Raw genomic sequence first — 12752 nt, 5'->3', positions numbered from 1 at the left:
CGCGCCGCCATCCGGGCTTGTGGCCCGGATGGCGGTACCGGTTGAAGCGTGACGGTCAAGACCACCCCGGCTCAGCGAGATTTCGCTGACGGGCTTACTGGGTCTTCACCTCGGCCATCTTCTTGGACAGCTCGTCGAGCTGGGCGTCGATCGCCGCCAGCTGCTGCTTCTTGTCGGATTCCGAGAGATTGGCGTCCTGCTCGATCTTCATACGATCCTTGAACAGCGAGACTTGGCGGACCGGCAGGAGCTGGTCGTTGCTGGAAGCCAGGAATCCACCCCAACCGCCCAGCGCGTCCAGGATTTGCTTCTGACGGGCTTGGTCGGGACCGGGCTGGCCATAGGACAGCAGGAACGCCTTGATCTTCTCCTTGGCCTGCGGATCGAGGTCCGTGCGCCAGACCAGCGGATCGGCCGGGATCAAGGGCGAGCGCCAGATCTCGCGAATGAGCTTCGCCTTGTCCGGATTGGCCTTCTGGAACTTGGCGAGATCTTCCGTGTTGTTGGTGGCGATGTCGACCTGGCGGTTGGCGACCGCCATCAGATTGGTTTCATGGTTGGCGTTGACCGAGCTCACGAAGAAGGTGCGGACGTCGATGTTGTTCTTGGCGAAGGCGTAGTAGCCCGGCATCAGAAAGCCCGAGGTCGAGTTCGGATCGCCATTGCCGAGGGTGAGCTTGCCCGGCTGGTTGATCACATCCTGCAGCGACTTGATGTTGCTGGCCGTATTGGCGATCAGGATCGAGTAATAGCCGCGCGAGCCGTCGGCATAGATTTTCTGCGCGAAGACTTCGCCATTGGCGCGATCGACCGCCTGGATGGCCGACGCGTTGCCGTACCAGGCGACCTGGACCTTGTTGAAGCGCATGGCTTCGATCACGCCCGCATAGTCTGTCGCATAGAAGGCCTTCACCTTCATGCCCGTCGCCTTCTCCATATCGGCGAGGAGCGGTTCCCATTGCGACTTGAGGGCTTGGGTCGATTCGGTCGAAATGATCCCGAAATTGATCTCCTTCGGCATTTCGGCCTGGGCGGCGGTGGCGCCAAGCGCCAAGGCTGCCATACCTGCGAGAAATACACGGCGTAGCATCGAAAACCTCTCCTTCATTGACAGGTGGACGTCGAGATAGGCGGATCGGAGCCGCGAGAGCCGGCGTTTAAGAGCCGACGACGGCGGCAGCGGCTGTGGCGAGGCGCAGCGGCTTGCGGCGCGGACGAGCCGCCGGCGGCGCTGCCTCGAGTTCGCTGCCATAGACTTCGGCCAGCAAAGAAGAGGTGACGGCCTCGCTGGGGCCGTCGAACAGGATGCGGCCTTCCTTGAGCGCGACAATGCGCGGACAGTAGCGGGTGGCCATGTCCACCTGGTGGAGCGAGACGACCACGGTCATGCCGTCGCTTTCATTGACCTCGCGCAGGAGCTCCATCACCCGCCGCGCCGATTCCGGATCCAGCGAGGCGATCGGCTCATCCGCCAGCAGGGTCTTCGCCCCCTGGATCAGGACCCGGGCGATCGCGGCCCGCTGTTGCTGGCCGCCCGACAGGGTCGAGGCGCGCTGATAGGCCTGCTCCTGGATGCCGACACGGGCCAGCGCCTGCAGCGCCGCCTCGCGCTCGGCCTGGGTGAACCAGCTCATCAGGCTGCGCCAGAGAGGCGTGCGCGCCAGCCCGCCGACACAGACATTGGTCAGCACCGGCAGGCGCTCCACCAGATTGAATTGCTGAAAGACGAAGCCGATCGAGGCCCGCTGCCGGCGGATATCGCGGGCGATCCGCCCATCGCGCTGGACCACCCGGCCATCGACATGAATGGCGCCGGCATCGCGGTCGCCCGAGGCCAGGCCGGCGATATGGCGCAGCAAGGTCGATTTTCCCGAACCCGACGCGCCGATCAGCCCGACCATCTCGCCGGGCTCGATCGCCAGCGAGACGGACTGCAGGGCCCGCCGGCCACTGCCGAAAGTCTTGCTAAGCCCGTCGATCTTGATCGATGACATGGATGCACGCCCCCCGAGAGTCGTCTAGACATTAGGGGGTAGCCGAGACTCCCGTTTCGCAGTTCGATGAAGCTTCGATGACAACCCACAGCCCTGCTAATTCCACTGACTCCAACGCGCCCGCGCGCTACGCGATCTATTGGGCGCCCGCGAAGGACTCCAATCTGGCGCGGCTCGGTCGAGCCTGGCTGGGGCGCGATGCCGATCCCGACGGCAGCGAGGATCTGCCGCCGCGGCCGGCGATTGCCGGATACTCTTCGGATGAACTGCAAGCACTGACGGCGGAACCACGGCGCTACGCCCTCCACGCAACCCTGAAGCCACCCTTCGCCTTGGCGAACGGCCGCCATGTCGACGAGCTGCAGCGCGACCTCGCGCGCTTCGCCGCGCGCCAGCCGTCCCTCTTGATGCCGCGCCTGCAGCTCGCGCCCATCGGCCGCCGGTTCCTCGCGCTGATTCCATCGACCCCCTGCCCGGCTCTCGATAGTTTGGCCGCGGACTGCGTGACGAGCTTCGATTCCTATCGCCGCCCGGCTTCGGCAACCGAGTTGTCTCGGCGGCGTGCGACCGGACTCGACGACATCGAGGACGCGCATCTGCGGCGTTGGGGATATCCTTATGTGCTGGATCGGTTCCGCTTCCATGTGACTTTGAGCGGGCCGCTCGACGAGGCCGCGCTGGATCGACTGCAACCGAATCTCGCGACGCTGTTCGCGTCCGCTACCGCAGCGCCGACTCCAATCACCGATATCGCGCTGTTCGTCGAGCCGGCGTTGGGCGAACCGTTCATGCTTGCGGCGCGATTTCCTGTCGGTGGCGGCAAATCGGATCCGGAGTCTCCGACTCACGGGTAGCGATCCCTTCATCGGCGTCGCTTGTCGCCACGCCAACAACATTTTTTCGTTTCCGAAAATCCAACGCCGAATGCCCGCGCTCGCACGCGAAATTCATCACTCGGCTGTGTCGATCGCAGGAATATTTACCGTATTCCTTTAGGCATCTTTACTTAACCGACTACGGCGGTAACATCTGTTTACAACCCATATTGATTGATTGATCAGGCTTGTTTCACTTTTCATAGTGCATTTTTATAAGCGGACAGAATTACCACCGCTTTTTTTGTGACTCACAGGTAAACGCCATTGCAAGCGCGCCACCGTGTTTGCTAAACATGTGTCACTTCGCGCATCGATGTGATGGCATCTCCATGACAAGGTGGAATGTCAAGCGAGTTCGGAATTAACCGACGCAACCGCCATTGGCTCGGCGGGGCGAAGCGTAGAGGTGAATTACCCGGTAGCCAGGAGATAAGCCGGAGATGGCCCTGACGTTGTTACCCGGCACAAGGGTTCGCCTCGACCCCGAGCAGATCACGAAAATCGACATCTGTTGTGCCGATACGGCACGCGTCGAAGTTCGTATCTTCCTCCGCGATGAAGCCACCCACCATTATTTCGAGTTTGCCAGCAAAGCCGCCGCGGTCGACTTCTATCGCCAGGTCTGGCAGCTGCGCAGCGGCGAGCATCTCGCGGATCGCGAGATCGAGAGCCTGATGGTTAACAACGGCGCCGAGCTGGCTTAAAGGCCTTCGGCGGCGTCAGAGCTCGGCCCGATCGAACTGCGGCATCTCCGCCATCCGGCGCAGTCCCTCCAGATCCAGCACCTGAAGCGTCTTGTTGTGCAGGACGACCAGACGGCGCTCCCGCAACTGCCGCAGGATCCGGTTGATATGGACCGGCGTCAGGCCCAGAGCATCGCCAATCATTTCCTGCGTCAATGGCAAGGCCAGCGTGTCGCTGCCCATGGCATGCTGACGGTGACGCAGCCGCAGATAGATCTGCAGCAGGAAATGGGCGACGCGCTCCATGCCTGAACGCCCGCCGACATTGGTCAGGTGGTCGTGTGTCCGCACCACATCCTGGGACATCATGCCGATCATCTTCAAACCCAGGACCGGGTGACGCTCCAGGAGCTCCGGAAACGCCTTGCGCGGAAAAACGCAGACGGAGACGTCCGTGATGCACTCGGCGCTGTGAAGCATCGGATCGTCGAGCTTCGGCTGATAGCCCAGGAACGCGCCCGGGAGCTCGATCTGCAGCACCTGGCGCCGGCCGGATTCCAGAATCCGGTAAAGCGCGACCCAGCCGCCCAGCAGATTATAGATCTCATTAAGCCGCTCGCCCGTCCGATAGAGATGGGAATGGGCGGGAAGGATCCGGTCGCAGCTCTTGAACTCCTCAAGGATTTCCAATTGGTCATGACGCAACGCGCCACAGAGCGTGGCTTCGCGGATGGCGCAGTTTCGGCAATCCTTCGGTATGGACGGCGGTTCGTTATGACTCTTCCACATGGTCTTCCGGTCCCCCGTGGACCCCAGACCTGAACGGACGACTATCCCCGCAAGACAGTTTCCGCTTGGCCAATGAACTGGTTGCACTCGCTGACGACCCAGGGCCAAAGACGGTGTCAGCGCGAAATGAACACGCTACCTGAACAAGAATTTAGATTGGATGTTCCCCTCCCCACTAAGCGTAAGAAATGTTGTCCTGTTTTCCGATACTGACCCATCGGCCGCAACACTTCGTCCAAATAATGCCTCAGGAGTTTTATCCTAGCAAGTGTGCTATATTCAACATTCCGCGATGTCTATGGCTTCTATTTCATTTGCCACTGCGAATTGGGGCAAACAGCGATAGGAGACGTAGGAAGTTTAATGGGTTATGTCGTTAGGTCAGGCTCATACTGTTTCTACCGTTTCAGGTGCCAAAATGCGGCCTGAAAGAAATTCGAAATAAACAAAAGGCGGGATGGGGCATCGCATGAGGTTCGTTCGGATCCTGGCTTTCGCGCTCCTCTTGGGCGCGGCGATGAACGGGCATGCCCGGGCGGCGGCCGACATGACATTGGCGCGCCTTTCCTATGGCAGCGGCTGGGACGCCCTGCCCGCCATCGTCGGGATCGAGCGTGGCTTCTTTGCCGAACAGAAGATCATCGTCAGCGGGCTGGCGGTGAGCTCGCCGACCGCCGTCATCCAGTCCCTGGCCGTCGGCACGACGGATTTCGCCCTTGTGCCTCAGCGCGTTATGCTGGTCATGGTGGCCGCCAAGGCCCCGATCAAGGTGATCGCCGAGGGGGGGTGGGGCACCGAGATGGAGCTGGTCGCCCGTGCCGACACCGCCATCAAGACGGTCGCCGATCTCAAGGGAAAGACAGTCGCCGTGGTGCAGGGCTCCGAAGCGCTTCCGGTTCTGGTCCGGCTCCTCAACCAAGCCAAACTGAAGCCAACGGACGTCAAGATCGCCAGCATCACGGCCGACCAGCTGCTGAAATCACTGGCCGACAAACAGGCGGACGCCGTCTTCGAGACCCGACATTTCACGGTGCCGCTGGTGGATAAGAAGCAGGGCACGGTCATCCTGGATGCCGCCGGCGTCACCAAGGCGATCGGCTCGATCGGCGCCATACCGCTTGTGGCGCGCAATGACGTGATCACCAAGGACCCCGACCTGACTCAGCGCTTCGTCAATGCCTGGGTCAAATCGGTCGCCTATATCCATCAGGATCCGGTCGACGCGGCCCGGATCCTCCAGATCTTTTTCCACCGCCAGGGCGTCGTCATCTCGCCGGAGATGGCCCAGGCCTGGGTCAAGATGATCCGGTATGACCAGTATTCCTGGTCGGCCGCGGCGGTCACCGACGCCGAATATAACGGCTGGGCGCTCAATGCCGACAAAGTGCTGAAGGTCGCACCGAAGATGACCGGCTATGTCGAGAACAAGTTCTCCGACGCGGCGGCCAAGGCCCTGCAGTAGAGGCCCCAGCCAGCAGCCCAGACGATCGGCGCCTCAGTCGAACAGGCCGAAGGTGATCGGCAGGCTGATCGTGAAGGCGAAGTCGGGCGAATCGTTGGTCAGGCCGGCTGACGCATTGAAGGTGAGCGTCGTGCCAGGCGCCACGCCGACGGATGTCCCCAGGATCAACCGGGCGTCGTTCAGGTCCGAGTTGGGAACCTTGTTGCCGTTCTGCGTCGTCGAGCTGATCAGCTGATCGTCGAACGAAAGGTTCATCGAGACCAGCTCGCTCAGCGCGATATTGATACCGCCGAACCACTCATAGGTGTCGCCGGGATCGATATTGCCCGACGCCCCCTCGTTCTCGGATAAATTTGCCGTGTAGCTGAAGCCGCCGAAGAAGACCACGGGATCGACGCGCCAGACCAACGTGAAACCGCCGCCGACGCCATAGAAGCCACTGCCCGTCGGGGGCCGCTTAAGGACGGTCCGGTTGTTGCCTATATCCTTCGTCCCGATATCGAAGGCGCTCTCGCCGGTCGGGAAACGTGCCGTCGTACGCAGGATGACATCCGGAATCAAAGAACCATCGCCGATGATCGGCTGATAGGAAACGGTGCCCTGCACATCGCCGAGGCCGGTGCCCTGGTCCTGAAACTCCTGCTGGGTGTTGGTGCCGATGCCGAAGGTCGTGCTGTCCTTACGATAGAGATAGGGCACCCGGGCTTCGACCTGCACCCGATCGATCAAACCATAGCGCGCCGTCGCCGCCGCCGTGACGATATTGCGGTTCAATGAATCGACCCGGACATTGCCGATCACGATCGCATCGAAGATCGTGAAACCGTTGATCGCCACATTGTTGTTCGAATAGTAGTCGTATTCGATGCTTGGCTCGAGCTGCAGGACACCGGCCGGCAACAGCACGCCGCCACGCTCCACCAGCAACTGCTCCGGCGGCTTCTCGGACTGTGGCCGATCCCCTTCGGCGGTCCCTCCGGGTGCTACCGGCTGGGTGCCCCCGGGAGCTGGCTCCGTACCGGTGGGCGGCGGTGTCTCGCCGGTATCTGGCGGAACCGGGACCACCTCGTCGGTATGAATATAACCTGGCGCGCTATTGCCAATGCTGGGCGTCGCCATCGTCGCGGGAAGAACCAGGATCGCTCCGCCTTGAGCCTGGCGCTGCAACTCCTCGAGCTGGGTCTGCTGATCCTGAAGCGCCTTGGCCTGTTCGGCGAGAATCCGCGACTGCTCTTCGAGCTTCTTCGCTTGCTCTTCGATCATCTTCTGCTGGCGCTGCAGCATGACCGAGATATCTTTGTTCGATGTCCCGGTATCGTTCGCGCTGCCAGTATCGGCGGATGGCTGTTGTTGCTGGGCCAGCGCCGGCGCCACGAACGCCAGCCAGATCGCGATCGACGTGGCCGCGGTCAACGCGCTCCAGCGCCGTCGGCCATTTGTCGGCGTACCGACATCGCCGAGCCCCGCCTGCGGCGAGCCCCTGCCGAGAAGTCCGGAAGAATGCCGTGCCATGCCTTGCACCGCCCATCCTGTTTCGATGGGTGCCTCTGAGGGCCGGTCAAGATCCGGGGAGAGATCCCCCTGAAAATCCCCTAGGTCGCGCCAGGACGACAGACAACTTTCCCTCCCGAGGCCGAACTCCCAGCTTCGGGTTGCCGCACGCCGCCTGAAAAAAGACATCTCGGTCAAGATCCCCCTCCGAATTGCGGGAGCATCCGGGAGGGCTCTGGCCGTTGTCCTGCACCAGTCAAAGCGCCCGCCAGCACGGCCCGACCCCGCCCAGTCAGTTGTGGAACGCACCGTTCAATAGGTTCTGGATGGTCGGTATGCTTGCGGCGTTCGCCACGTCGATGATCGCCACCTGAACGAACAGGTTTTGATTGATGACGTTGAAATTGCTGTGATCGAGGTTCGCGATCTGGAACACGCCACTGGCGCCGTTGAAGCTCCCAACCGCGGTCTGGATGTTCACCATCCCGTTGCTCTGCGTGACCGTCGGGTCGGGCGCACCGGTGACGCCATTGGCGCCCGTACCAGGATCCGCCAGATGCTCGATGGTGCCGCCGAAGACGACATTGAAGGCCAGGCCGCCGAAGCCGCCGCGCAGGTCGCCCATCTCCTGGTCGTTCAAGGGTTTCGCCCAGGCCGCCATCTGAGTCAACGTCGCCAGCGAGTTCGCTTCCAGCTCTCCGGCGCTCGCCGGCACCGTCGCCGCCGACAGGAGAGCCAATCCGAGAAACCACGCCAATTTCCGCGACATCCCAACCTCCCCGTCATTCCTGTGCTTAAAACTCCGTCGGCGCTCGTGTGATCGCCGGCGTAAATTTATCGATCAAGGGCAGCACGCCCTGGGCCGGCGCGCTCAAGGAGCCGTCGGCAGAGAAATCGTTCCGTCCAGCGATCTTGTCGCTGACCATCACCAGGATCACGCCATCCCACTCCTTCTGGAATCGGTCGAGCGGACGCGAACGATTTCCGAAGGCGGGATCGGCAATATAGACCTGCCCCTGATAGAGGCCCTTCAGCACCACGAAATGCTTGTAGCCGCGCACCGTGATGAGGGTGAGAACCGGCACTTTCAGCTTGGCCAGCTTCTCCGCCGTGTCGAGCTTGAACCCGCCGGCGACAAAGCCCAGCGATTCGCCGAAATGCTTGAGCTCGAGCATCGAGAACCCGTAGGCATTGATCTTCTTCTTCTGGTCGTCGGTGCTCTTGGAGAAGATCTGCTCGATGATCTCCTTCTCGCTGACCTGCATGCCGTAATAGTACTTCAGCAAGGTGGCCAACGCGGCCGCGCCGCAGCTCACGTCATAGCCCTGCCGGACGACCTGCTTGAAGCGAAGTCCGAAATAACTCGTGACCGGCGCCTGGATCGTGGTGTTGCCCGGCAAGGAAATGATGTCGGCCGCGCGGGCGGGAGAGCCCGCAATCGCGGCTCCCAGCAGCAACGCGGACATCAACAGAACCTGGCGCGCGACCTTCATGGCGCAACCGGCGTCGTGACCGACACCGCGACCGCCTGGGTCACACGATTCATATCACCGGTGACCTGGCTGATCTGGGCAATGCCGGAGAAATCGTTGAATGAGTTGGAAAGGGTGTTATGCCCGGCATCCAGCGTGCCATCATCCGTACGGTGATTGTCGGCTTCGGTTCCGATCTGGCCGAGCTGCGCATCACCCACCTGAATCGCGTCGGGACCGACATTGAGGCCGATCCCGATCGCCACGATGGTGAGCTGCTGGTTCAGATTGCCGGTCGTCTGGTTGATCCCGACGATTCCGCTGCCATTGTTGAAGCTGTTGTCGATGGTGACGCTGGTGTTTCCAGCGTTCAGGACCTGGAGCGAGTTGTTTCTCAGTTCCTGGCTCGCATTGACATTGATCTGCACGTCGCCCAACCCGCCGTCGGCCATGGCGATGGCGATCGACCGGATATTGGCCTGGTTGTTCATATTGCCCGCCTCCTGATTGACACTCAGGACGCCGGTCAGAAAGTTTCCACTGCCGATGAAGTCGACGGATCGGTTGCCGCCCTGATCGATGATGCTGTTGCCGACAAGGCTCTGGACCGCGTCGATATTGACCGCGGCGATTGCGGCGTTGTCATCGGTCAGCGTCACCACCCCGTCCGTGCCGGCGGGCAAGGTGACGAGAACGCCCGCTTCCGGGCTCATGAATATGGTCGCGACCGGATCGGCGGCCATGCCATCGGGAACCCCTTCGATCAGGGCCACCGCGACAACCGCAGAAAAGAAAGCCAATCGCATCATTCCCGACCCCGTAGCTCAGCAAGAAAGAGCGAAACGAATGTCCAGGCGATCGTGAGACGCACTCAGAAACGAAGGGAAAGTGGCGGGAGGAGGAAGAGCCGGTTGGCTTCCCTCCTCCGCCAGTCAGAATTACGGAGCCGCTGACGTCAGAATCGCACCGGACGCAACAGCCGCAAGGCTCACAACGTTGCCCTGATTGTTCATGTTGCCGGAGGACTGGTTGACGCTGACGATGCCGACGTTGTTGTTGATGGAGTCGGTGATCGTATCGTGCTTCACCGTCTCGACTTCCGTCACGGTGTTGCCCGAATTGGCCTGGCCAAGATCGGTCTCCGACAATGCCACCAGCGCACCGAGGCCGATCGCAATCGCGACCCCGTTGTTCTGGTTGTTCATGTTACCGGCGTTCTGGTTGACGTTGATGATGCCGGTATTGCTGTTGATCGAACCCGTGATCGTCGCTGCCTTGTCGGTCTGGAAGTTGGCCGCACTCGGATCAGCCTTGATCTCGTCGAAGGTCAGCAGATTGCCTTCGGTGTCGCGAATGAGCTCGAAGTCCTGGGACGTATTGCCCGTGTTCGACTGGTCGCCGCCAGCCTGCGCATTCGCGAAGGACGGCAGATCGGTGACCCCGGCCACGGACACGGCGTTGCCCTGGTTCGTCATGTTGCCGACGTCCTGGTTGACTCCGAAGACGCCGGTATTCTCGTTGATCGAACCCGTTTCGGAATCGCCGATGACCGCCGACAGGTTCATGTTGTAGTCCGTGACGCCGGGCGAATGATCGGAAGCCGGTGCGCCATTTTCGTCGAGATTCACGTCCTGACCATCGACCGTATTGTTGGCATTGGTGATGTTCAGCAACGCATTGGCTTCGGCCGCCGCTTTGATGTCGTTGTTCGTGAACGCCGACGCGACGACGATGCTGATCGTCTTGTTGATCGTGATCTGCTCCGTCACCGTGATGTCTTTCGTCTTGTTGATGGTGGCGGTCACATTCACGTCAGCGGACGCAGGCAGGCTCGCAGCGAGCAGGACCATGGCCAAAGCCGATCCAGCGGTCGCATAGAGAGATTTCTTCATGACATGTCTCCTTTTCCGCTTGCCGGCTTATTGGCCAATGCCAACACCGCCGCCCGCATCGATAAAGCTGAGCGAGAAGGTGTTGGATTGGTTGGCCATGTTGCCCGCGGCCTGATTGACGCCACCGACGCCGGTATTGCCATTCAGGGACCCCGTCATCGACGCGAGCTTGACGACGCCCGCTTCGAGAACGCCCGCGGTACCATCTTCACCATTGCCGCCATTGTTGTCCGTGTTGACCTGGCCCAAGGCGGCCTCGGAGATCGCGACGCCCGCCAGATCGACAGCAACCGCCAGTGCCTCGGAGTTGGACTGGTTGTTCATGTTGCCAGCATTCTGGTTGACATTGACGATGCCGATATTGTCGTTGATGGACCCATCGATCGACGCGGATTCATTGTAGGTGCCGGTGAAGAAATCGGTTTCCGGATTCGGATGCTCAGCCTCGAACACATGGTTGTTGGTGTTGATCTGCTGAGTCTCTGCCTGAGAATTGAGGACGACACGCTGCTGATTGGCGTTACCCGTATTGGAGGGTGTGGAAACGGCGAGCGAAACCTGGTTGCCCTGGTTCGCCATATTGCCGACGTCTTGGTTGACGTTGACGATGCCGGTATTGGTATTGATCGAGGTGTCGATCGACGCGGTCCGGCGGATGCCGAAGTTCGTGATCTCATCCTCCGGAATCTCCGTCGGCTCGCTGAGAACGTTGCCGAGCTGAAGAACCGTGTGAGTCGCCGTGTTGTGGTCGATCGTCTGGTTGACGATGGCGTCCGCTTCGGCCGCTGACCGATAGGCCACGCTCGTGTCGACGCTGATGAGCACCGTCTTCAGGATCGTGATGTTCTCGGTGATGGTGACGTCCTTGGTCTTATTGACTGTGACCGTGACGTCCACGTCCGCTGACGCCGGCATGCTGTATGACAGCAACACCAGAGCAAGCGCCGAGCCGGCAGTCGCGAGAAGAGCTTTTTTCATGGCCGGTTCTCCTTCCTATGGTGCGCCAGGTGCGCTGCCGCTGCCGATCACGACCACCGCCGCCGAGACGTTGTTGGCCTGGTTCGACATGTTGCCAGCCGCCTGATTGACGTTGACGACGCCGATGTTGTTGCTGATCGAATCGCTGATCGACACACTCTTGTTGATGCCAATCAGATCCGAATCGCTGGCGGTCGGATCGCTATCGGATTCCTGAGCGCTATTGCCGACGGTGACCTGACCGAGATCCGCCTCGGACAAAGCCACGCCGCCTCCCTGCGTCGTGCCCAACAGGCTCACTGCCAACACGAGCTGGTTGCCCTGGTTGTTCATGTTGCCAGAGGACTGGTTGACGTTGACGATGCCCGTATTGTGGTTGATCGACCCGGAGATCTCGGCGTCGCGGAACAACAGATTGATGGTATCCACGACATTCGGCTCGAGGACCGGCTCGCCACCCGACAGGAACTCGCCGTTCTTCTGATCAACATGGGCTTGCGCATGGGCGAAGCCGCTGTTGCCGGTCGCGGGTGGCGGGACGCCAACCGGAGGCGGCGGCGCTCCCGGAGGACGCGCCAGATCCCAGGCAACCGAAACCGAGTTGCCCTGGTTGTTCATGTTGCCCGTCGACTGGTTGACGTTGACGATGCCGGTATTGCCGGACCCGTCAGCGGCGCCGATCGAGTCCACGATGGAGTCGACCTTCTCGGCGCAGTTGCCGCAGGCTTCGTTGTCATAGTTGGACTGATCGATCAGTCCCTGGGCTTCAGCAGCTTTGCCTGGCGTGATATCGACCACGGCGGTGATGTTCACGGTCTTGTGGATCGTGACCAGTTCGGAGACGGTGATGTCCTGGGTCTTGTTGATATTCGCCAGGATATTCACGTCCGCCGATGCCGCATTGGCGATGAACAGCGCGCAGCCAGCCACTCCCATATATAGGATTTTCTTCATTGTGGCTCCCCGTTCTCGGTTGTGTACCAACTAGCAAGTTCGAGGACTTTGCTCCGGCGTGCGGGGCGCGGCCTTAAACAATGTTAGTATTTGGTAAATTCATTCCCCTGTCGCCTAACAGCCACATACCGAGATCACCCGATGCCAAGCGATAGTGAA

General features: G+C 60.9%; 13 protein-coding genes. 3 read left to right on the top strand and 10 right to left on the bottom strand.

Annotation, left to right across the window (positions count from 1 at the left end; genetic code table 11):
* Window positions 1–94: 94 nt before the first annotated feature.
* Window positions 95–1090 carry a phosphonate ABC transporter substrate-binding protein gene (gene phnD / locus ACREE8_RS16255; protein WP_431574060.1) on the bottom strand — a complete coding sequence of 332 codons (996 nt, stop codon included), beginning with the start codon at window positions 1088–1090 and terminating at the stop codon, window positions 95–97.
* A 67-nt stretch (window positions 1091–1157) separates the two neighbouring features.
* Window positions 1158–1994, bottom strand: a complete 837-nt coding sequence (phnC, locus tag ACREE8_RS16250) for a phosphonate ABC transporter ATP-binding protein (RefSeq protein WP_431574059.1) — start codon at window positions 1992–1994, stop codon at window positions 1158–1160.
* A gap of 77 nt (window positions 1995–2071) precedes the next feature.
* Between phnC and ACREE8_RS16245 the strand changes: the two genes are divergently transcribed.
* Window positions 2072–2848 carry a DUF1045 domain-containing protein gene (locus ACREE8_RS16245; RefSeq protein WP_431574058.1) on the top strand — a complete coding sequence of 259 codons (777 nt, stop codon included), beginning with the start codon at window positions 2072–2074 and terminating at the stop codon, window positions 2846–2848.
* A gap of 464 nt (window positions 2849–3312) precedes the next feature.
* Window positions 3313–3576 carry a hypothetical protein gene (locus ACREE8_RS16240; RefSeq protein WP_431574057.1) on the top strand — a complete coding sequence of 88 codons (264 nt, stop codon included), beginning with the start codon at window positions 3313–3315 and terminating at the stop codon, window positions 3574–3576.
* 15 nt (window positions 3577–3591) lie between these two features.
* Here the strand turns inward: ACREE8_RS16240 and ACREE8_RS16235 are convergent, their stop codons facing one another.
* Window positions 3592–4344, bottom strand: coding sequence for a Crp/Fnr family transcriptional regulator (locus tag ACREE8_RS16235; protein ID WP_431574056.1), 753 nt, complete (start codon window positions 4342–4344; stop codon window positions 3592–3594).
* Between the two features lie 469 nt (window positions 4345–4813).
* On the opposite strand from ACREE8_RS16235, the gene ACREE8_RS16230 reads away from it, so the two are divergent.
* Window positions 4814–5806, top strand: coding sequence for an ABC transporter substrate-binding protein (locus ACREE8_RS16230; protein ID WP_431574055.1), 993 nt, complete (start codon window positions 4814–4816; stop codon window positions 5804–5806).
* 33 nt (window positions 5807–5839) lie between these two features.
* Here ACREE8_RS16230 and ACREE8_RS16225 read toward each other — a convergent pair whose 3' ends face one another.
* The 7 genes from ACREE8_RS16225 to ACREE8_RS16195 all read right to left on the bottom strand — a co-directional run bounded on the left by ACREE8_RS16225 (window position 5840) and on the right by ACREE8_RS16195 (window position 12593).
* Window positions 5840–7606, bottom strand: a complete 1767-nt coding sequence (locus tag ACREE8_RS16225; protein WP_431574054.1) for a hypothetical protein — start codon at window positions 7604–7606, stop codon at window positions 5840–5842.
* Window positions 7590–8066: a hypothetical protein gene (locus tag ACREE8_RS16220; RefSeq protein WP_431574053.1), complete on the bottom strand. Its 477-nt coding sequence runs from the start codon at window positions 8064–8066 to the stop codon at window positions 7590–7592. The genes ACREE8_RS16225 and ACREE8_RS16220 overlap by 17 nt, the downstream gene beginning before the upstream one ends.
* A 25-nt stretch (window positions 8067–8091) precedes the next feature.
* Window positions 8092–8790 (bottom strand): C39 family peptidase, encoded by a 699-nt coding sequence (locus ACREE8_RS16215; RefSeq protein WP_431574052.1) that lies wholly within the window; start codon window positions 8788–8790, stop codon window positions 8092–8094.
* Window positions 8787–9512, bottom strand: a complete 726-nt coding sequence (locus tag ACREE8_RS16210; protein WP_431574051.1) for a hypothetical protein — start codon at window positions 9510–9512, stop codon at window positions 8787–8789. Before ACREE8_RS16210 ends, ACREE8_RS16215 begins: the two co-directional genes overlap by 4 nt.
* A gap of 195 nt (window positions 9513–9707) precedes the next feature.
* On the bottom strand, window positions 9708–10661 hold the full coding sequence (locus ACREE8_RS16205; RefSeq protein WP_431574050.1) for a hypothetical protein: 954 nt from the start codon (window positions 10659–10661) through the stop codon (window positions 9708–9710).
* Window positions 10662–10688: 27 nt separating this feature from the next.
* Complete coding sequence (locus tag ACREE8_RS16200) at window positions 10689–11639, bottom strand: hypothetical protein (RefSeq protein WP_431574049.1); 951 nt, start codon at window positions 11637–11639, stop codon at window positions 10689–10691.
* Window positions 11640–11654: 15 nt separating this feature from the next.
* Window positions 11655–12593 (bottom strand): hypothetical protein, encoded by a 939-nt coding sequence (locus ACREE8_RS16195; RefSeq protein ID WP_431574048.1) that lies wholly within the window; start codon window positions 12591–12593, stop codon window positions 11655–11657.
* Window positions 12594–12752: the final 159 nt, after the last annotated feature.

The organism is Hypericibacter sp., from assembly GCF_050729195.1.
Taxonomy (GTDB): domain Bacteria; phylum Pseudomonadota; class Alphaproteobacteria; order Dongiales; family Dongiaceae; genus Hypericibacter.
Note: the sequence above shows the minus strand (reverse complement) of the source record. Positions and strands in the feature narration are given on the sequence as shown.